Source organism: Acinetobacter sp. ANC 4862 (genome assembly GCF_004336635.1).
GTDB lineage: Bacteria > Pseudomonadota > Gammaproteobacteria > Pseudomonadales > Moraxellaceae > Acinetobacter.
Window position 1 is genome coordinate 21,808 of record NZ_SJXH01000007.1, and the last position, 21,262, is coordinate 43,069.

General features: G+C 41.3%; 18 protein-coding genes. 4 read left to right on the plus strand and 14 right to left on the minus strand.

Features of this window, described 5'->3' with window-relative positions; genetic code table 11:
- Nucleotides 1-26: 26 nt before the first annotated feature.
- The 3 genes from E0409_RS04730 to E0409_RS04740 all read right to left on the minus strand — a co-directional run bounded on the left by E0409_RS04730 (nucleotide 27) and on the right by E0409_RS04740 (nucleotide 5,777).
- Entirely contained in the window at nucleotides 27-2,024 is a 1,998-nt protein-coding gene (locus tag E0409_RS04730) for a 2-oxo acid dehydrogenase subunit E2 (protein WP_131288316.1), read from the minus strand.
- 2 nt (nucleotides 2,025-2,026) lie between these two features.
- Nucleotides 2,027-4,741 (minus strand): pyruvate dehydrogenase (acetyl-transferring), homodimeric type, encoded by a 2,715-nt coding sequence (gene aceE / locus E0409_RS04735; RefSeq protein WP_131288319.1) that lies wholly within the window; start codon nucleotides 4,739-4,741, stop codon nucleotides 2,027-2,029.
- Nucleotides 4,742-5,093: 352 nt separating this feature from the next.
- Nucleotides 5,094-5,777, minus strand: a complete 684-nt coding sequence (locus tag E0409_RS04740) for a M23 family metallopeptidase (RefSeq protein WP_131288322.1) — start codon at nucleotides 5,775-5,777, stop codon at nucleotides 5,094-5,096.
- 107 nt (nucleotides 5,778-5,884) lie between these two features.
- Between E0409_RS04740 and E0409_RS04745 the strand changes: the two genes are divergently transcribed.
- Nucleotides 5,885-6,325, plus strand: a complete 441-nt coding sequence (locus E0409_RS04745) for a DUF721 domain-containing protein (RefSeq protein WP_131288325.1) — start codon at nucleotides 5,885-5,887, stop codon at nucleotides 6,323-6,325.
- Nucleotides 6,326-6,422: 97 nt separating this feature from the next.
- Here the strand turns inward: E0409_RS04745 and lpxC are convergent, their stop codons facing one another.
- From lpxC to gshB, 8 genes are all read right to left on the minus strand, one after another.
- Entirely contained in the window at nucleotides 6,423-7,325 is a 903-nt protein-coding gene (gene lpxC, locus E0409_RS04750; protein WP_131288327.1) for a UDP-3-O-acyl-N-acetylglucosamine deacetylase, read from the minus strand.
- A gap of 125 nt (nucleotides 7,326-7,450) precedes the next feature.
- A complete protein-coding gene (gene ftsZ / locus E0409_RS04755; RefSeq protein WP_131288330.1) occupies nucleotides 7,451-8,644 on the minus strand; it encodes a cell division protein FtsZ in 1,194 nt (397 codons plus the stop codon).
- A 161-nt stretch (nucleotides 8,645-8,805) separates the two neighbouring features.
- Nucleotides 8,806-10,068, minus strand: a complete 1,263-nt coding sequence (gene ftsA, locus E0409_RS04760) for a cell division protein FtsA (protein WP_131288333.1) — start codon at nucleotides 10,066-10,068, stop codon at nucleotides 8,806-8,808.
- A gap of 71 nt (nucleotides 10,069-10,139) precedes the next feature.
- Nucleotides 10,140-10,994 (minus strand): cell division protein FtsQ/DivIB, encoded by an 855-nt coding sequence (locus E0409_RS04765; RefSeq protein ID WP_131288336.1) that lies wholly within the window; start codon nucleotides 10,992-10,994, stop codon nucleotides 10,140-10,142.
- A gap of 3 nt (nucleotides 10,995-10,997) precedes the next feature.
- Nucleotides 10,998-11,927 carry a D-alanine--D-alanine ligase gene (locus E0409_RS04770; protein ID WP_131288339.1) on the minus strand — a complete coding sequence of 310 codons (930 nt, stop codon included), beginning with the start codon at nucleotides 11,925-11,927 and terminating at the stop codon, nucleotides 10,998-11,000.
- A 56-nt stretch (nucleotides 11,928-11,983) separates the two neighbouring features.
- Nucleotides 11,984-13,432 carry a UDP-N-acetylmuramate--L-alanine ligase gene (gene murC / locus E0409_RS04775; RefSeq protein WP_131288342.1) on the minus strand — a complete coding sequence of 483 codons (1,449 nt, stop codon included), beginning with the start codon at nucleotides 13,430-13,432 and terminating at the stop codon, nucleotides 11,984-11,986.
- Nucleotides 13,433-13,445: 13 nt separating this feature from the next.
- Nucleotides 13,446-14,543, minus strand: coding sequence for an undecaprenyldiphospho-muramoylpentapeptide beta-N-acetylglucosaminyltransferase (murG, locus tag E0409_RS04780; protein WP_131288345.1), 1,098 nt, complete (start codon nucleotides 14,541-14,543; stop codon nucleotides 13,446-13,448).
- Between the two features lie 493 nt (nucleotides 14,544-15,036).
- Nucleotides 15,037-15,978 carry a glutathione synthase gene (gshB, locus tag E0409_RS04785; protein ID WP_131288348.1) on the minus strand — a complete coding sequence of 314 codons (942 nt, stop codon included), beginning with the start codon at nucleotides 15,976-15,978 and terminating at the stop codon, nucleotides 15,037-15,039.
- A 117-nt stretch (nucleotides 15,979-16,095) separates the two neighbouring features.
- On the opposite strand from gshB, the gene E0409_RS04790 reads away from it, so the two are divergent.
- Nucleotides 16,096-16,290 carry a DUF3565 domain-containing protein gene (locus tag E0409_RS04790; RefSeq protein ID WP_131288351.1) on the plus strand — a complete coding sequence of 65 codons (195 nt, stop codon included), beginning with the start codon at nucleotides 16,096-16,098 and terminating at the stop codon, nucleotides 16,288-16,290.
- Between the two features lie 640 nt (nucleotides 16,291-16,930).
- Here E0409_RS04790 and E0409_RS04795 read toward each other — a convergent pair.
- Both E0409_RS04795 and pyrE read right to left on the minus strand, forming a co-directional pair.
- A complete protein-coding gene (locus E0409_RS04795; protein WP_131288354.1) occupies nucleotides 16,931-17,395 on the minus strand; it encodes a MarR family winged helix-turn-helix transcriptional regulator in 465 nt (154 codons plus the stop codon).
- 928 nt (nucleotides 17,396-18,323) lie between these two features.
- Nucleotides 18,324-18,974, minus strand: a complete 651-nt coding sequence (pyrE, locus tag E0409_RS04800; RefSeq protein ID WP_131288357.1) for an orotate phosphoribosyltransferase — start codon at nucleotides 18,972-18,974, stop codon at nucleotides 18,324-18,326.
- Between the two features lie 40 nt (nucleotides 18,975-19,014).
- On the opposite strand from pyrE, the gene E0409_RS04805 reads away from it, so the two are divergent.
- Together E0409_RS04805 and E0409_RS04810 are read left to right on the plus strand one after the other, a co-directional pair.
- The gene (locus E0409_RS04805) at nucleotides 19,015-19,833 is read left to right on the plus strand and encodes an exodeoxyribonuclease III (RefSeq protein WP_131288523.1); all 819 of its coding nucleotides are present in this window, start codon (nucleotides 19,015-19,017) and stop codon (nucleotides 19,831-19,833) included.
- 456 nt (nucleotides 19,834-20,289) lie between these two features.
- On the plus strand, nucleotides 20,290-20,637 hold the full coding sequence (locus E0409_RS04810) for a Spx/MgsR family RNA polymerase-binding regulatory protein (protein ID WP_131288361.1): 348 nt from the start codon (nucleotides 20,290-20,292) through the stop codon (nucleotides 20,635-20,637).
- 84 nt (nucleotides 20,638-20,721) lie between these two features.
- Here the strand turns inward: E0409_RS04810 and E0409_RS04815 are convergent, their stop codons facing one another.
- Complete coding sequence (locus E0409_RS04815; protein WP_131288364.1) at nucleotides 20,722-21,159, minus strand: DUF2147 domain-containing protein; 438 nt, start codon at nucleotides 21,157-21,159, stop codon at nucleotides 20,722-20,724.
- Between the last annotated feature and the right edge of the window lie 103 nt (nucleotides 21,160-21,262).

The window sequence follows — 21,262 nt, forward strand, 5'->3', positions numbered from 1 at the left end:
ATAGCAATTCGAAATTGATGACCCGATTAGAGCAACAAAGTACGAATATCAGCGAGAAGCTTAGTCAATTTATGGGTGAAACGCGCAGCATCAGCACCATTAATCACACGATGGTCATATGACAATGACAATGGCAACATCAGACGCGGATCAAAACCTTCACCATTCCATACCGGTTGCATGGTGGCAGGTGAAATACCCAAAATCGCCACTTGAGGCCAGTTCACTAACGGAGTAAATGCTGTACCGCCAATTGAACCCAAGCTGGTAATGGTAAAATTCGCACCTTGTAAATCTTTCGGTGATAATTTTTTCTCACGCGCTTTTTTACTTAACTCACCCAATTCAATCGCAATTTGCTTGATTGATTTTTGGTCTGGGTTACGCAGTACAGGTACAGTCAAACCATCCGGCGTTGCCACTGCAATCCCCATATGGATTTCATTGCGCAGCAATACTGATTTCTGATCATCAGCCAAATGACCTGCAAAATAGGGCTCCTCTTTTAAAAGATGCGCCAAGGCTTTGGCAATGAAAGCCAAAATGGTCAGGCTAATGCCCTCTTTCTTAAAGTTGCCTTTCAACTCGCCACGCCAAGCCTCAAGCTCGGTAATATCGGCTGCATCAAACTGCGTGACTTGAGGAATGAAGTTATTCAATGACAATTGCGGAACAGAAACCTGTTGCAAGCGTGTCATGGCTTTTTCTTCAGTACCGCCAAAAGCACTAAAATCAGGAAGTTTAGGCAAGCCAGAAACTTGTGCTACAGCCTGTGCAACAGGCGCTGCTTGAGGTGTTGTTAAACGTGTTTTCACATAAGCAAACACATCTTCTTTCATCAAGCGATCATGTGCACCAGACGCTTTCACTTGAGATAACACCACACCCAATTCACGTGCCAATTTACGTACCGCAGGACCGGCGTAGACTTTGGCATTTGCCGCACTTTGCTCTTTGGTCAACTTATCAGAACCTGATGCAACGACTGGAGCTTGTGCTTGTACCACTGGCGCTGATTTAGCAGGAGCAGCTTCTGGTTTAGCTTCTGCTTTTGCAGCAGGTGCAGCTTGAGCGGCTGCCTTCACTTTGCCTTCAATGGTCACCAAAGCCACGCCTTGGCTGACGCTTTGGCCCAGTTCAACGTGAATGGCTTTAATCACACCGGCCGTTGAGCTTGGCACTTCCACAGTGGCTTTATCAGATTCAACCACAATGATGCTTTGATCTGCTTCAACCGTGTCACCAACTTTCACTAAAATTTCAGCAACGGTGGCTTTGTCCACACCCAGATCAGGCACGGTAATTTCAATTGCACCGCTTTGAGCTGGAACAGCTTCTGCCACAGGCTCAGATTTCGCTACGGCAGCGTGTACAGTTTCTGCTTTTGGAGCTTCAACAGCAGTTTTAGCCTGAGTTGTACCCGCAACTTTCACTTTAATCAGCACCACACCTTCTTTTACGGTGTCGCCTTCATGAACTTCAACGCTTTCCACAATACCTGAAACTGAACTTGGCACTTCTACAGTCGCTTTGTCTGATTCAACCACGACAATGCTCTGGTCAACGTCAATGACATCGCCTACTTGTACCAAAATTTCGCCTACCAACGCTTTTTCAACGCCAATGTCAGGGACTTGTACTTCGACAATGCTGCTCGATGTAGATGTCTGAGAAGTACTCGGCTGATACGATGCCAGTTCCTGCATAATTTCCTGATCAGGCAGTGAGGTCGGGGTATTTTCCGAGGTTTTTTGTGAAGCATCTGCCTGTTGAATTTCAGTTACTGTATTGGACGCATCTTCTGATTCAAGCTCGATTAAGGCTACACCTTCAGTGACCTCATCGCCCTGATTAACCAGAATGCTTTTCACCACACCTGCCGAAGTGCTAGGCACTTCAACAGAGGCTTTGTCCGATTCCAGCAAGACCAGACTGTCATCAACAGCAACGGTATCGCCCACTTTGATTAAAATTTCTGCAACGGTGGCTTTATCTACCCCAATATCAGGTGTTTTGATTTGCATGCTTAGTTCTCCTCACCTGATTGTTCTTTATAGTCTGCAACTGCCTGAACTTCAGGATGTGCTTGAGGGGCCCAAGCGACAGGACGATCAGTATCTAGCTCAAAGCTTGAAATCGCATCTTTGACTAAACGCGCATCCACTTCGCCTTCATCGGCTAATTTCTTCAAGGTTGCCACCACAATGTGCGCGGCATCCACACCGAAGTAACTACGCAAATTTCCACGCGTATCAGAACGACCATAACCATCGGTACCCAAGGCTACGAATGGACGGTTGTCTGGAAGATAGGCACGTATTTGTTCGCTGTATGCACGCATATGATCGGTTGCAGAAACCACAATACCATCAGTTTCACGCAACTGTTGAGACACCCAAGATTCCTTCGCTTCTTCAGCCAATGGATGCAGGCGGTTGTATTCTTCACAAGCCATGCCATCACGTGCCAGTTCATTGAAGCTGGTCACACTCCACACGTTCGAGTGAATCTGGTATTCATCACGTAAGATTTTCGCTGCTTTAATCACTTCACGAAGAATCACACCGGAACCCATCAGCTGAACAGTGGCTTTATCATCCTGTTCAAGCAGATACATACCACGCTTGATGCCTTCTTCCACACCTTGCGGCATTTCAGGATGCTCATAGTTTTCGTTCATGACGGTCAGGTAATAGAACACACGTTCCTGATTGACATACATGCGTTGCAAACCATCGTGTACGATGACCGCAAGTTCATAACCGAAACATGGATCATAAGACACACAGTTCGGAATAGTATTCGCCAGAATGTGCGAATGACCATCCTGATGCTGCAAACCTTCACCGTTCAATGTAGTACGACCCGCAGTTGCACCCAGCAAGAAACCTTGTGCCTGTGCATCACCGGCTGCCCATGCGATATCACCAATACGCTGGAAACCGAACATCGAGTAGTACATGTACATTGGAATCATTGGCAGGTTATTGGTTGAATAACTAGTGCCTAACGCCGCCCATGCGCTCATCGCACCGGCTTCGTTAATTCCTTCTTGCAACATATGACCATCTTTGGCTTCACGATAGTTCATCAGCTGTTCTTGGTCTTCAGGCGTGTATTTCTGACCATGTGCGGCATAAATACCCAACTGACGGAACATACCTTCCAGACCAAAAGTACGGGCTTCATCTGGTACAATCGGAACCACGCGGTCTTTAATTGCTTTTTCTTTCAGTAGTGCTGAAATTAAGCGAACCATGACCATGGTAGTTGATTGCTGTTTGCCATTTGAACCTTTTAATACCGCATCAAATACTGAAAGTTCTGGAATTGCCAAAACTTCACTGTCTTTACGACGTGCAGGCAGATAGCCACCCAATGCTTCACGACGCGCCTTCATGTATTTAATTTCAGGCGAGTTTTCACTTGGACGATAGAATGGCACTTCTTCAAGCTGCTCATCGGTAAATGGCAAGTTGAAACGGTTACGTACATACTTGAGTGATTCAAGCTGCATTTTCTTGATTTGGTGGGTTTTATTGACCGCTTCAATTTCTTCAGACAAACCATAGCCTTTTACAGTCTTGGCTAAGATAACTGTGGGCTGACCTGTCGATTTCATCGCTTCAGCATATGCAGCATAGACTTTGTATGGATCGTGACCACCGCGGTTCAGATTATCAATATCTTCATCGCTTAAGTTTTTCACCAGCTCTTCAGCTTCCGGATATTTGCCAAAGAAGTGAGCACGGGTATATGCACCACCTTTCACCTGATAACGCTGATAATCACCATCGACCGCTTCTTCCATCACGGCTTTTAAAGCACCCGATTCATCTTTGGCAAGTAATGGATCCCAATGACGACCCCACACGACTTTAATTACGCGCCAGCCGGCACCACGGAATAAAGATTCAAGTTCCTGAATGATTTTACCGTTACCACGTACCGGACCATCCAGGCGTTGTAAGTTACAGTTCACAACCCATACCAGGTTATCCAGCTTTTCACGACCAGCAAGTGAAATCGCACCTGTACTTTCTGGCTCATCCATCTCACCATCACCGAGATAAGCCCAGACTTTACGGTCTTCTTCTTTAATCAGGCTGCGGTTCATCAGGTATTTTTGAATATGCGCCTGATAAATCGACATGATTGGACCCAGACCCATGGATACGGTCGGGAACTGCCAATAATCCGGCATCAAGTACGGATGCGGATAACTTGGCAAACCATTGCCACCCACTTCACGGCGGAAATTATTCAGTTGATCTTCAGTCAAACGACCTTCAAGGAATGAACGTGCATAAATACCAGGGGCACAATGTCCTTGGTAATAAATCATGTCGCCACCAAAGTGGTCGCTATTGGCACGAAAGAAGTGGTTAAAACCAACATCATACAAGGTTGCTGAAGATGCAAAACTTGCCAAGTGACCACCCAGATCATCACCGGTTTTATTGGCACGTAGTACCATCGCCAAAGCATTCCAGCGAATCAGGGCGCGAATACGACGCTCCATATCCTGATCGCCCGGCATTGCCGGAGTTTCTTCAACCGAAATGGTATTGAGATAAGGAGTATTTAGACGCTGAATGGGAACATGAGTAGCAATTGCGCGTTGATAGAGTTTTTCTAATAAAAATGCCGCTCGCTCCGTTCCCATGTGTTGTAAAACCGAGTCAAAAGCATCTTGCCATTCTTGGGTTTCTTGCGCGTCAGTATCACCATAAAACGCCATATTCCACCTATTCCTTGAGCCTATTTATATTCTCTATATGTACCATACTTTAGAAGGCTTCAGTTATTGCTACAGCTGAATACGGAATAGCACTATTATTTAGATAATAAATACCTATTGACCATTCTTTACGCAATAAAACAAAAAACCGCCAATAAAGGCGGTTTTTTATACAATAAGTATTCTGTACAGTGATAATATAAGTATTCTGTACAGTGATAATATAAGACTTAAAAGTTATAGCGGCTTTTTACTCTACTCTTTAAATGAATTACCACACTCTTTAACGATCGTTACAACTCTTTAAATTAAAATCGACAGAATGGGTTTTAAGAATTTGTCATACTCAATCTTATGGCAACATCGCTAAATATGCTGAAGGGTTTTTACGCTCACCGTCTTTAACTACTTCATAATGTAAATGCGGACCGGTACAACGACCAGTACAGCCTACATTGGCAATATGCTCACCGGCTTGCACCCGATCACCGACACGCGCAATCAGACGGGAAGCATGTGCATAGCGAGTCAGGTAGCCATTGCCGTGGTTAATTTCCACATACTGACCATAACCAGTGCCCCAACCAGATTTGGTAACTACACCGGGGCCAGTTGCATAAATAGCAGTACCACTCGGTGCAGACATATCTAAACCTGAATGGTTTTCCGCACGTCCACCCATGGTACGACCACCATAAGATGAGCTAACGCGTTTCATGTCAGGAAGAGGATGGGCTACCAACCAAGAGTAAGCATTGTTAGAATAGCTTTTAGAGGTGCTCGAACCGTATTTTTTGGCGAGCGATTCATTGTTCAATTCAACAGTTTTTTCACGTAATTTAACGCTCATTTTGGTTTCAGCAGGAAGATCAATATCATTTGATTCTGCATAAGACCCTTGCGCTAAAGTACGGGTCAATTGTTCAAGACGATCTGTTGATACGTCATTAGAATTTAGTTCTACTAAATCAGCAAAAGCTACAGATGCAGCAGATGCTGCCAATGAAAACGCTAATAAAATACGTCGCGTATGCATAAAAAACCTCTTTTAACTGTTCTTAGTCAATGTCCTTGCGTGATCTCTTCCTTGATATCTACTGAAAGGAGCGCATAAGATAAGACACAAATATGAAGGAACAATGTATGTCTGAACCGGTAAAGCTCTTTCAACAAACAAGAAAACACTTAAAAACAGGAAACTTTACGTTTCTCTCTACACAAGTTGCTGCATGGCAGAAACTTACAAAACTTGTTCAACCGCTATTGCCCCAACCAGAGCAATGGCAAGTTGTATGTTATGAAAATGGCATTTTGACGATTACCGGTGCAAATCAAGCTATGATTAGTCAACTGGCATATCTTCAAAAGCAATATATAGCCCAATTATTACAATTGTCTGAATTTAAAGATTTGCATAAACTGCAAGTTCGTTTAAGAATTCAAACCCAAACACCCCTCAAGCCTGAATCTCTGACCAGATCCCTTAGTCCAGATACCCAAGATTTAATTCGTGGTGCTGCTGACTTTGTGAGCGACCCTAAGCTTAGCCAAGCAATGCTACGTTTGGCAAGCAATAAAAAGTAACCGACACTTTGATGTCTTTGAAATCAGTCAAAAATTCTGTGAACTGTTTAACAAACACATTTGTTATATTATAACACTAGCATTAAGAGACAATGACTTATGTCACACTCACATAAGAAATTGGACATTGCGTTTCGTCATCAAATGTTACAATTTCGTAATTGGTTGGATCGCTTTTAACATTGCGTAATAATTGATTATTTAAGGCATGACCCGATTTATAGCCATCAAACTTTGCAATAATTTGATGCCCCAGTAGGTATAAATCCCCAACTGCATCTAAAATTTTGTGGCGTACAAACTCATCCGAGAAACGAAGTCCTTCCTCATTCACCACGCCTGTTTCGTCTACTCCAATCGCATTTTCCAAGCTTGCACCTAACGCTAGATTATTGGCTTTCAGATAGTCTAAATCTTTCATAAAACCAAAAGTGCGTGCTCCACTGACTTCATAAACAAAAGTTTCAGTTGAAAAGTCAATGGTTGCGGACTGGTATTCTTTTTTAAATGCAGGGTGATCAAAATCAATGGTGAAGTTGAGCTGGAAACCTTCGTGCGGACGGAACACAGCACGTTTATCATCAATCAAAGCTTCAACCGGTTTTAAAATTTTTATAAATTTTTTCGGCGCATTTTGTTCAGCCAACCCCCCTTGCATTAGCAAGTAAATAAATGGGCCGGCACTACCGTCCATAATCGGCACTTCTGAGGCAGAGACTTCGATAATCAAATTATCAATGCCTAACCCTGCAATCGCACTCATGACATGTTCAATAGTACCGACTTTGGCATTTTCCTGAACCAAGTTAGAGCACATGAATGCCTCTTGAATCAGCATGGCATTGGCTTGAATATCCACAGGTGGATCTAAATCGATACGTCGAAATACAATTCCCCCATCCACATGGTGTGGCACAAAGTTAATCAAGACTTTTTGCCCACTATGAAGACCGATACCGCTCGCTTTCACGACACGTTTTAGGGTTCGTTGTTTCAACATGTTTTTTCTATCATCTGCTCATCAAACCGCTATACGTTAGCATATTTAGCCATTGTTAAAAAACAAAAAGGTAGTATTGCTACTACCTTTTGTAAACACACCAACTAAAACTTTAAAAATAAAGTTTATTTACGTTGCTGATTTTTCAAGTAATCTTGAATGCTCATTGGTGATGGACGTGCTGTACCCACTGCTGGAGCAGCAGTTGTACCGGCTTCATTTTGTTGACGCTGAATGGCTGGCACATCATCATCTTCAACCACAGCATGCGCAACATGATTATTTGCAGGACGTGTTGCAGACTGTGCAGATGGACGTTTCACCGTATCAGCAGAATCTGCTGAATTACGGGTTAAACCTGTTGCAATCACGGTTACACTCAGTTCATCGCGAGCATCTGGATCAAATACAGTTCCGTAGAATACTTGACCTTCATCCAAATCGACAATTTGATTGACTACATCGGTAATTTCTTCAATTTCACCGAAAGTCACATCATCACCACCGGTCACGTTAATCAAAATACCTTTGGCATTCATGATAGTTACGTTATCTAGCAATGGACTACGAATCGCTTGTTCAGCCGCCTGACGGGCACGTGTTTCACCACGACCTGAACCCACACCCATCATGGCATAACCACGAGTACTCATGGCAGTTTTCAAATCGGCAAAGTCAAGGTTGATGTGACCTGGGCGAACCACAAGATCAAAGATACTACGTACTGCATTAAGCAATACATCGTCTGCTTTTTTGTACGCGTCTTTCATTGAAATATCGCGGAATACTTTAAGCAAACGCTGGTTAGGAATAATGATTAAAGAATCAACATGTGCTTCTAAAGCTTCAATGCCTTTTTCAGCTGATTGCTGGCGACGTTTCCCTTCAAAGTTGAAAGGCGTAGTCACCACACCGACTGTCAAAATGCCCATTTCTTTGGCAATTTCAGCAACCACTGGCGCAGCACCGGTACCTGTACCACCGCCCATACCAGCAGTCACAAACACCATGTCTGTACCTTCCAGATGTTGGCGAATGATTTCACGGCTTTCTTCAGCAGCAGTTTGACCCACTTGAGGATTTGCCCCTGCACCCAAACCACGCGTGCTTTGCTCGCCTAACTGGATTTTGAATTGGGCATTCATACGATCTAAAGCTTGTTTATCCGTATTGGCACAAACAAATTTTACACCCTGAATATCTGACTCAAGCATATGTTGTACAGCATTACCACCAGCACCACCTACACCAAACACAGTGAAACGGGCTTGACCGTTGCTATCGTTTTGATCATCTTCTAAAAATTCAAATGAGGCCATGACCTTTGGATTTCCTAATTCGTAATTGGCAGTCACTTAAGCCCGTATACTGCCTTGATCTTAATAAAAAATTATGTTTTAGGATGCTGTTCAACTACACGCTTGTCAAGTCCAAGCCGTTAGACGTACAACTTCCTAACAATATTCCCAATAAATTCAACTTAAAATATCGATTTTAACTGATTATTTAATGCCGACCATGCTCGACCTACTCGCTTAAAAACAGACAGTTTTTCAGGATCCGTAGATTCTACAATAGTATCTTGCGTGTCACTTTGACTAAACATCAATAATCCTGCTGCTGTTGCATATTGCGAACGACGCAAAGCAGCCTGATTTTGCTCTTCAGCATATACCTGTACCGGTGGATTTCCCAAATGTGCTGAAACCCCTAACATCTGACGTGCCAGATTCACCATTCCTTCGATTTGGCTTGCATCACCTGTTAGTACCACACCATGATATAAACCATGAATTGCACCGTTGCGTTGTAACTCTTGATGAACTTGAGTCAAAATTTCTTCATAACGCGCAATAATAATTTCTGCCAATTCAATACGACTGATGGTTTGTGGACCATCAATGCCCTGGAATTGAATCATATGATCGGGTTTCACCACTTTCAGATCAACACAACCATACAATAACTTAATTCGTTCCGCTTCTTCCGTCGTGGTTTGCAAGACTGCTGCAATGTCACGCGTAACATGCTCACCACCACGTTGCAAAGTATGCGTCAATGCCAGACGACCATCTAGATAGACTGCAATATTGGTCGTACCCGCACCAATATCCACTAAGCATGCGCCATACTCCTTTTCATCTTTGAGTAGACTTGCTTCAGCAGTTGCCAAACAGGACACCACCATTTTCTCGACACCAATATTGGCACCTTTAAGCGCACGATCCAGATTCTGCATGGTACTGATCGGCAGCATCATCAACTGATAATGTCCGATCATACTATGTGCAGACATGCGAATCGGATTTTGTACCCATTCTGCCGAATCATCCAATTCAAAGCCTAACGGTACTGCACTCACCAAATAGTGGTCAGAGGTCAAATGACTGGCTTTAGCCAACTCTAACGCACGTACAACTTCACTTGTTGTAATTGTATGGTCGCTATTTTCAATGGGTGTGCGACCTGATGCATAAAAGCTTTTTAATTCTGCACTTGGAATCGAAATCCAAGCGGAATGCACCCGGCATTCAGCCATATCTTCTGCTTCTTGTACGGCATTTTTAATTGCAGTGATGACTTTATCGAGACTTACAATTTTCCCTTTATTCATGCCTCGGTTACGAGCTGTTGCCATCCCAATCACTTGGATATTGTCTGGCGCATGTACCTTACCAATCAAAACTGAAACTTTGTGTGTCCCAATGTCAATCGCAACAACCGAGGGAACAGCTTCATTCATTATCTACTACTACCATTACATGTTTGGTTAATTTATGGCCATAAGCCTCTATTTTATATAAAGCCGCTCAATTATGGCTTTACCGTTCTTACATCTGCAATGCTTGTGTCATCAATCGTTACAACAAAATGACCATTTACAATATTAGGTGGTGCTGAATTCTTCCATTGTATCGCCAATCCATTTCGATAACGTAAGTCAATTGACGAAATTTTAGACCAAACTGGTTTTAAATCACTTTGTGCCAGATGACTCAAGCGTTGAAGTTTACTCATGGTCTGATCTTGGTCCACAATAATGCGTAAACCCGAATCAAACTGCATAAACCAGGTCATACGTTCTGTTAAATATAATTCTTTTAAACGAACATTGACCGGCAGGAATAACTGATTAATTTCATTGTAGCGACGCATCATCATTTTGGATTGAGAAGCCGGACCGTGCAGCAAGGGTAATTTTTGATTATTTTGCGGAATCACTTCTGCAAAAATATCGCCACTATCGCTCAACAGTCGTCCAGTTCCCCAACGCGCAATGGCATGACGTGGCATCACCCGTACCCGAATTGAATTGGGCCACGCACGCGAGACCACCACGCGATCGACCCAAGACAACTCTAGCGCCTGATCTCGAATTTGTTCCAAATCAGAGGTAAAATAATTCGCTGTTACTGCTGGCGTAACATGCTTCATGACCTGACTATTTTCTGCGTCTGAACGCGTACCCACAACATTGAGTTCCGCGACATGTGCATCGGTCATGACTGTATATAAACCATAGACCCCTACAGCCAATACCATGAGTGCAACCAGCAATAATAACCAGCCACCGACATTCGCAAGCTTTTCCTTACGCGTTGGTGGCTTGTCATGTATTGATGTGATTGCTGCTCGTTTACGGCGCATTGAAGCAGGAAGTTGAGCCATAGTTTAGTGAGCCACACCTGTCAAAGTTTGTTCCAAAATGGCAACGCAAAGCTCATCAAAGCTATACCCCACCGCTTTCGCAGCTTTAGGTACCAATGAATGGCTGGTCATGCCTGGAACTGTGTTCACTTCTAACAACCAGAAGTTGCCATGTTCATCCTGCATCGCATCAATACGTCCCCAACCGCTTGCACCAACGGCTTGGAAAGCGCGTAAAGACAAGGCTTGTAAACGTTTTTCATCATCTTCCGATAGACCGCAAGGAATGCCATACTGCACATCGTTACGATTGTATTTGGCTTCATAATCGTAGAAAGCCACATCTTTTGGTGGCTCAAGACGAATCACAGGAAGCGCCTGACCATTCAGAATTACAATCGTGAACTCACGACCGCTAATCCATTTTTCAGCCATCACTACTGCATCATGTTCAGTGGCTTTTTCAATCGCTAGCGCAAAGTCTTCAATATGTTCAACTTTGCTCATACCGATACTTGAGCCTTCATGTACCGGTTTGATAATGAATGGCAAGCCGATACTGTCTACAACAGCATTCAAATCAGAATCTTTGGTCACAATACGGTAAGGTGCAGTAGGCAGTTCTGAACCTTGCCACACCTGCTTGGTTTTGACTTTATCCATACCAATGGCGGAACCTTGTACACCGGTACCGGTATATGGAAGATTCAACCATTCCAATGCACCTTGAATTTGACCATCTTCTCCGCCACGACCGTGCAACACAATAAATGCACGGTCATAGTTGACCAGTTCAGTCACGCTACGTTCTTGCGGGTCAAAAGCTTCTGCATTTACACCCGAGCGCACCAATGCTTCAAGTACAGCTTTACCACTATCTAGAGAAACCTCGCGCTCAGCCGATTTACCACCAAGCAACACGGCAACTTTGCCGAATTCTGAAGCATTTGCCACGTTTATATCCTTAAACTTTATAACTGAACAATCAAATTCAAAATCACATAAAGTGATTATTTTAAATACAATTTATTTTGTGCAAGCTCAATCGAGATAGCCCCCACATTACCTGCGCCTTGCGTTAATAACAAGTCATTCGCTTGTAACACTTTTTGCACCGCATTTTGTAAATTGCCTTCCACAGGATCAACCAAAATCGGCTCAACATCGCCACGTAAACGAATGCTACGCGCCAAGCTGCGACTGTCCGCGCCGACAATCGGTTTTTCACCGGCAGGATACACTTCCAGCAATAACAATTGATCGACTTGCGACAACACATCGACGAAGTCATCGAAGCAGTCACGGGTACGCGTGAAGCGGTGTGGCTGGAACATCATCACCAAGCGACGATCAGGATGGCTTTGACGCGCAGCTTTAATCGTTGCTTCCACTTCTTTAGGATGATGACCGTAGTCATCGACCAGTTTGACATTACCACCATCAAGTTCAAATTCACCTTGTACCTGGAAGCGGCGACCTACCCCACTAAAACCTTCCAATGCACGGCAGATTGCGCCGTCAGAAACACCTTCATCGGTTGCGATCCCAATCGCTGCCAAGGCATTGAGTACATTATGCAGACCCGGCTGGTTTACAGTGACACGAAGTGGTTCACGATTTTTACGCAGCACGGTAAAGTGAGTGCGCATACCGTCTTGATCAACATCGACCGCACGGATGTCATTATCTTCGTTAAAACCATAGGTTAAAAGTGGACGGCCAATACGCGGCATGATTTCACGGACATTGGCATCATCGCCACAAACCACTGCCAAACCATAGAATGGAAGTTTTTGTAAGAATTGTACAAAAGTATCTTTCAATACATCGAAGCTACCGCCATAAGTGTCCATATGATCGGCATCGATATTGGTCACAACTGCCGCCATTGGATGCAAATGCAAGAAGGTAGCATCAGATTCATCCGCTTCAGCCACAATATAACGGCTCGCACCGAGTGCAGCATTCACACCGGTACGATTCAGCAAACCACCGATCACATAGGTCGGATCCATGTTTTCTTCCGCCAACATACAAGTGATGAGACTTGTAGTGGTGGTTTTACCATGTGTACCTGCCACTGCGATACCGTGACGGTAACGCATCAATTCACCCAACATTTCAGCACGACGAACCACAGGAATACGGGTTTCAATCGCTGCCTTGATTTCCGGGTTTTCTGGATCAATTGCTGTAGATACGACCAGTACATTGGCATCTTTGATATTTTCAGCCGTATGACCGATATAAACTTTGATACCATTTTCTTCAAGTTGCGCAGTCGTTTTAGACGCTTTGATGTCTGAACCAGAAACTTTATAGCCTTGGTTTTTGAGCACTTCCGCGATGCCACACATACCAGCACCACCAATCCCTACAAAATGAATGTGTTTGATACGGCGCATTTCAGGCACTTTAATTAATTTTTTTGCTTGCTCAGCAGGAGTAGATGGAGACATATATCACTCTAATTTACAATTCTTGAATTAAACGAACCACATGCTGGGTTGCATCAGGTTGTGCTTTTTGACGTGCTTTGACTGCCATTTCTGACAGCAATTGGCGATTCATCAGTGGTGTTAGCAATTCTTTTAGACTATCCACAGTCATGCTGGCTTGCGGACAAATTTTCGCAGCATTGATACCCGCAAGGAATTTGGCATTTGCGGTTTGATGGTCATCCACGGCACTTGGCAGTGGAACAAAAACCGCAGCCACACCCGCAGTTGCAATTTCAGTGACGGTTAATGCGCCCGCACGGCAAATAATTAAATCAGCATCTGAATAGGCTTTAGCCATATCTTCAATAAACGGCTGAACTTCAACTTGCAAGGTTGCAGGTGCATCACTATAACGTGCTTGCGTTGCATCCTGATGGTTTTGACCACACTGATGGAATACCTGCATAGGCACATCAAGTTGTTTCAATGCTTCCGGCACACGTTCATTTAATGCTTGTGCACCTAATGAGCCACCGACAATTAAAATTTGTAAAGGCTTCGCCGCTTTTTCACGTTCTTGATAACGCCAAGACGGATTTAAAATTTCAGTAATTTCCTTGCGCACAGGATTGCCTGTGGTCACAATTTTTGCACTTTCGGCGAAAGTATCTGGAAAAGCCTGACACACAGTTTTAGCAATACGGGATAATTGGGTATTGGTAAAACCTGCAATCGCATTTTGCTCATGGATAATGACCGGAATACCTAAGGCACGCGCAGCTAGGCCACCCGGACCTGCAACATACCCCCCAAAACCTGCAACAGCATCAATATTTAGCTGCTTCATATAGCGCATAGCACTTAAAGTTGCTTTTAAAATTTTTAAAGGTGCCAATAATTTACGCACAACACCGTTGCCACGTACACCTTGAATATCAATTTGATAAATTGGAATATTGTGATTTTTTAACAGACGATTTTCCATGCCTGCTGGCGTTGCAAGCCAAGACACCTGTACCCCTTGTTGCTGTAATTCTTTAGCAACAGCGAGTGCTGGAAAAACATGCCCGCCAGTACCTGCGGCCATCATCATGACATGTTTGGGCTTTGTTTGCGTTGCTTCAGTCACAGTCTAATTCTTCAATTCTAAAATATGGATAACGAAATTCGATTTTAAGCGATCAATTGTAATCACAAACGTATAACCGTGAAAGGTTATTTACTTTTTTTCAACAGGCACTTCATTGTTTTTTTCTACAGATTTAAAAGTTTAAACTAGTTTTATTATTAATCGACGAAAAATATACAATTTTATGCATTTTTTATCCAATTTTGTGCCCTTTTTTTTGATCCGCTGATCAATTTAATACCCTCCTGCCCTAGAAGCTTCGCTAAAAAAAGAGCCCACATTGGACTCCTTTTTATTTCGTAATGATTCCATTAAATAAACGTAAAAGTATCTTGTCACTTTTGCCGTTATTTAGTTTGCACTACCGGAGGCTCCGTCGCATATCACTTACCTACTTTCTAAGATTTTAATTTCATTGAGCGCAACTTGTGTGCGCTCATCTTGAAAAAACTTTTGATCTTGTTTAGAGTTATTTTCATTGATCAAACCTGGCCTATTTTTGACCTGCTTCTAAAACATCAAATAAATCATCCGCAATAGATGTCCCAAATTGATCATCAATTTCACGAATACAGGTTGGGCTAGTGACATTGATTTCTGTCACGTAATTACCAATCACATCCAAACCGACAAAAACCAGACCTTTTTCTCTGAGATAAGGACCGACTTTTGCAGCAATGGCTTTATCATTTTCACTTAATGGACGTGCTTGACCTAAACCACCTGCTGCCAAGTTGCCACGCACTTCGCCATTTTGAGGGATACGTGCCAAACAGTAAGGTACAGGTTCACCATTAATCATTAAAATACGTTTATCCCCCTCAACAATTTCGGGGATATAACGCTGTGCCATAATCGGTTGAGTACCATTATGGGTCAGCATTTCAATAGTAGAACCAATATTTATGCCATCTTGATATAAACGGAAAATGCCTGTACCGCCCATACCATCAAGTGGTTTTACAATCACATCTACCTGTTCTTTCAGAAACTCTCGAATCAAACTTTCTTGGGAGGTGACTAAAGTAGGAACCTGAAGTTCAGGGAACTGAGTGGCGAATAATTTTTCATTACAGTCACGCAGGCTTTGCGGCTTGTTGATAATCCATGCACCTTCACGTTCTGCCTGTTCCAGAATATAAGTGGTATAGACAAAGTTCATGTCGAACGGTGGGTCTTTACGCATCAACACCACGTCATAATCTGCAATCGATTCTTTTTTCTTTTCACCCAATTCAAAGTAATGGTTGTAGTCTTCAAACACTTGCAACGGTGAAATTCGACCAAATGCCTTCCCTTGTTCGATATATAAATCTTGCTGTAATGCATAACCCAGCTCATGTCCACGACGGCTGGCTGCCCAAAGCATCGCCATAGAGGAATCCTTTTTCAGGTTTACATTTTCGATGGGATCCATCACAACAAGTACGCGCATATCGATCTGCTCATGTATTTTTAAATTGGGAAAAGTATAACGGAGTTTAATCTTTCTTTTTTCTCAATTTTGGTAAAGCTTTTATATGATTGTATAAAGTGGTTTCAGGAGCAGTTGATGCAACAAGCAATTATTGGTTTTCATTTGGATGAGGAAGGTCACTGGGTCGCAGACCTAGCCTGTGGTCATGCACAGCATGTCCGGCATAATCCACCCTGGCAAAACCGCCCTTGGGTGATCACGGAGCAAGGACGGAAAGAGAAGTTTGGCGTGATGTTGGAATGTAAAAAGTGTGATGAACAAATTGAGTAGGTTTTGTATAAGCGATCGGGGTTCAGTGAGTTATTTATGACTCATTTGATAGTGTAAATTTATTCGGCAATGCCTGAAAATGATCGGTCCAGATGACTTATTTATACGGAAGTATAGTAACCCTTTAAATAACAAAAATATGCCAAATTTCATCGGCAGAATTTCTAAACAGTTCCAAATATAAATGCTGTGAAAACCAAAAAAAAAACATTAAAAATTTATGATAAAAATATTCCAAATTAAACTTTTGAATAAGTTAATATTTTAGACTCTGCACTTAACACATTCCATATAAAAAATTACAACAATGAGCCTGTTATAAAAAATAATAGCAACGGATTTTTTATCGATTATTTATATTGCTTAACTAATCTCTAATGAGTGTTCCGTGAATTTGATTAAGTCATACACATAAAGGATCAGCATTTTTATTTTTATAGGGCTGATCTTTTATATTCTTTCCTGATTATTTTTAAATCTGAGTAAGAAGAAATTCTCATGCCAAATCCATCCAATAACGACCAAGATGAGTTATATAAAATATATCCTCTTTTCCTGACGTGAAATTGGATTATACATATCCCTCTAAAACAAAAATAAATCAGCAAACAATTCTAAACTTCTTTTGATTCAATTTAGTTTAATGGGCTAGGTTTTTGAAAATATGCTTAAGATTTTCTAACATTTTTTCAATTTGTAAGGGTGTTAAACCATCAAAAGATTTTTCCAGAACGATGTGACTCAGGTCATTAATCTTTTGGATCATTTGCTGTCCTTTCTCGGTTAATAAAACTCGAGTAATTCGACCATCATCTTCACAACAATAGGTATCCACCAACCCTTCATCTTTTAAACGGTAAACAATTTTGGTGGTTGTCGACATTTTAGAAATCACCATTTCTGATAGATCAGATACGCTCGCTTTATTTTTAGATTTTAAAGCCAGTAAAATACGACGACGAGAATTATCTAAACCATATTTTTTTAATGCATGATCAACATTTTGTATATATTGAGCATGCACTTGAGTGATCCAATAATATGGAGAATTTTCTAAATTAAAATCTGCAGTAGCAGATAAAAATTTATTGTACTTTTTTGTCATGACTTAACCCCTTTAATTTATTGGTGCCATTAAAATTATTTTCAATAAATAAATTTTATTTAGTAACAGCTACATCTATTGCATAACTTATATTGCTTATTTTGAGATTAAATCTCTTTTAAAGTTAACTCCCTCTCTCTTCATTCACTTCTCCGAGTATGTTTTGCAAAAAGAATGAGAGCATCAACGTCTAGATAAAGTCCTCTTTTTTGTATTGACTGTTGGTTTGTAAGCAAATTAAATCACTTTAATGGTTAAATGATCTATCACAAAAAATACCAATTTATTAGCTTAAATAAACAAATATATGACACAATTAACATTAATTTGTTTTATAAAAATCATTTATCTATGTAAGTTTTGACTTATTCGAATAAGTTTGAATGGGGGTTTTTGAGGCTTTAAACTAAAAATAAGATATTGTTTAATTTAATTTTTTTATTTATAAAAATTTCATACTCTTAATGCATAAAATTATACCCGTTAAAAAAATAGATGAAAAATCAACTATTTTTACCTGATAACAAGATGCATTTTGTATAATTAATTTTAACAGTCAGCAATTTTTAACTGTTTTTTATTCAAAAAATCTAAAATAGAAATTAATTTATTCTGAAGAAGGTTGACCTTTTTATTGGAGTTTAAAACACTGCTTCGCATACACGCTAGAATTAAATAAATCATTCCAAGTTTTATTTCAGTTTTTTTAGTTTACTAAATTTTTATTTAAATTTTGTGAATTGCAAGATCTCTAAAGAAACTGAATCTGGGTATTCCCAAACAATAGCGCTAATAATGTCATGAATATCTCCCAATATTGAACCAAATCTAACCCACTTTTTCATTTGAGTTTTTTTAATAATTGATCACTTTCTTAAAATCATAAAAAAGGAAGCACTTGGCTTCCCCCTTCTCAACTATCTAAGCATTAAATACCATATTTCACACGGTAAGCTTCCATTTTCGCTAAAGCGTCTTTGTCACCTTTAGCATCTAAAAAGTCCATCAAATCTTTCATGGTAATGAGCGCATGAACTGGAATTTCGAGTTCTTTTTGCACTTCTTGGATTGCAGACAAGTTACCTTGACCTTTTTCTTGACGGTCTAACGCAACCAACACACCTGCAATTTGCGCACCGGCATTTTTAAGAACAGTGACCACTTCACGAATCGCAGTACCCGCTGTGATTACATCATCAATGATCCAGACTTTTTTACCTTCAACAGAAGCACCAACAAGCACGCCACCTTCACCATGATCTTTAGCTTCTTTACGGTTAAAGCCCCAAGGTACGCTCACGCCATGATTTTGTGACAATGCCACAGCAGTCGCAGCGACAAATGGAATGCCTTTATACGCAGGTCCAAAAATCACTTCAACATTATCGCAAGTTATTAATTTATCGGCATAGCCTGAAGCCAATAACGTTAAAGCTTCACCATCATTGAGCAAACCCGCATTAAAAAAATAAGGACTCACACGACCCGATTTTAAAGTAAACTCACCAAATTTAAGCACACCACGTGATAATGCAAGTTCGATAAAAGCTTGAGGGTTAAATTGAGCTGGCGAGGTCATGAGGTGCTCCAAAATTCATAAATAGAGGTAAGACTTGCGCATGATACCAAAGAGTAGCTATCCAAGTGATCAAAAAATTCTAAGAGTCGTTTCAATTAACGTAAATGGCTTACGTTCATCAGTGACCAAAGGCTTACTTGAATGGATGGAACAGTCAGATGCCGATGTCATCTGCATGCAGGAAAGCCGGATCACGCATGCGCAGTGGACTGAAAAATTTAGACCTGAAGGTTGGTACACCCACCTGTTCCCTGCTGAACGTGCAGGCTATGCAGGTACTGCGATTTATAGCCGCTTGCCTTTTGTGTCAGTGACTGACGGTTTGGGTTTTGAATTAGCCGATTCTCAAGGGCGCTTTATTTCTGCTGAATTTGACTTGGGTTTGGAAAAACCGGTTCATATCTGTTCCCTTTATTTACCTTCAGGTTCATCCGGTGAAGAAGCCCAAGCCCGTAAAGACCACTTTTTAGATCAGTATCAAGACATTTTAAAACAATGGCGTGATGAAGATAAATCGGTCATTGTCTGCGGTGATTACAACATTGTGCATAAACGCATTGATATTAAAAACTGGTCGGGCAATCAAAAATCTTCCGGCTGTTTACCGCATGAACGTGCTTGGCTCGATCATATTTATGATGATCTGGGTTATGTCGATACTTTCCGTGAAGTGCGTAAGGAAGCGGAACTTTATTCTTGGTGGTCCAACCGCGGACAAGCCCGTGCCAAAAACGTCGGTTGGCGAATTGATTACCAAGCCTGTTCTCCAGGCTGGAAAGAGCGTACTGTCAATGCCTGGGTCTACAAAGAAACCTGGTTCAGCGACCATGCCCCAGTGGTTATTGATTATAAAATCTAATCAATCGAACCTATTTGAGTGAACATTTGTTCACTCAATACCATCCAAAAACCTACAGCACTTGACGCGTTTGTGTATTTTTATAGACGTATTTTAAGTGCATTATAGCTTCACGGCAAAGGGATAGGTCAGGATGACACGAAAGGACAGGACGCCGTAGGATGAAACAGAATAAACGACTTCAGTCGCTTATTTTGCAAGGATGTGACAATGGACGTTGAAATGAGACCCGCATGATCAGGATGATTAAATGCGGGTTTTCTCTTTTTCTGGATCTATTAAATCCATATTTTTAATCATAAAGTTATTCTAATCTATAGCACCATATTGGCAAATCTAAATGTCAATTTCATGACATTTCATTGGTTTTTAGTTTTAATACTTTTCATTCCCCTCTAGAGCTTCTAGATAATTTTCGCTAGGCTATCCAGCAATCGAAAATGGAATGATCATCTTATGCTTAAAATTTATGGCATCAAAAATTGTAGTTCAATGAAGAAAGCATTCGACCTGCTCAATGAACTGGGGCTGGCGTATGAATTTCATGATTACAAGAAACAAGGCATTGATGCTGAAACTGTAAAAAAATGGCTAGATGAAGTCGGACAAGATCTCATCCTGAATAAAAAAGGCACCACTTGGCGCAAACTGAGCGCAGAAGAACAACAAACGGCGCTTGAAAATGAAACAAACTTAATCACTGCCTTAACAACGCATAGCAGTTTGATTAAACGCCCGGTACTCGCAACTGAGCAAGGTTATGTCGTGGGTTATGATGAAGCTGCTTACCGAGCTTTAAAGTAAAACTGAAACATTCAAGCTCCCATATAAAAAAAGCCTAGCTGAATATCAACTAGGCTTTTTCTTAGTTTTTATTTTGGCTTGAAATTAGTTTGCACGAATCCAAGTTTGGTTACGACCTAAAACCGCTACACCAATAAAACCACGTAACTCTAATTTTTTACCACCTTCAACCACTTGACCTTTTAATCTGTAGGTTTTACCTGAAGAAGGATCTAAAATTGTTCCCTCTTCATAACTTGTACCACCCACATTTTTAAGACCATGAACAATTTTTAGACCTTTTAAAGATTTATTATTATATGGGCCTTCACATTTTGTACATGCGTTTTCTTCACCTGGTGTTAAAACCTTTTGAATACTCGCAGATAATGTGCCATTTTTTTGCTCAGTAAATTTTACTATCGCTTTCGGTTGTTTTGTTTTGTCATCAATCGTTTTCCAAACAGAACCATTTAGTGGATCAGCAGCATTAGCCAAAGCTGTTAATCCGAGCAATCCTAATGCAAGTGCAATTTTTTTCATTTTTTTTCGTTTCCCTAGTCTGGTATAGACGGCTTAGTATTAAAAAGTCACAACATTTTTGCAATTTTTCAGTGTGACCATTTAGTGTAATCTTGTAACTTGA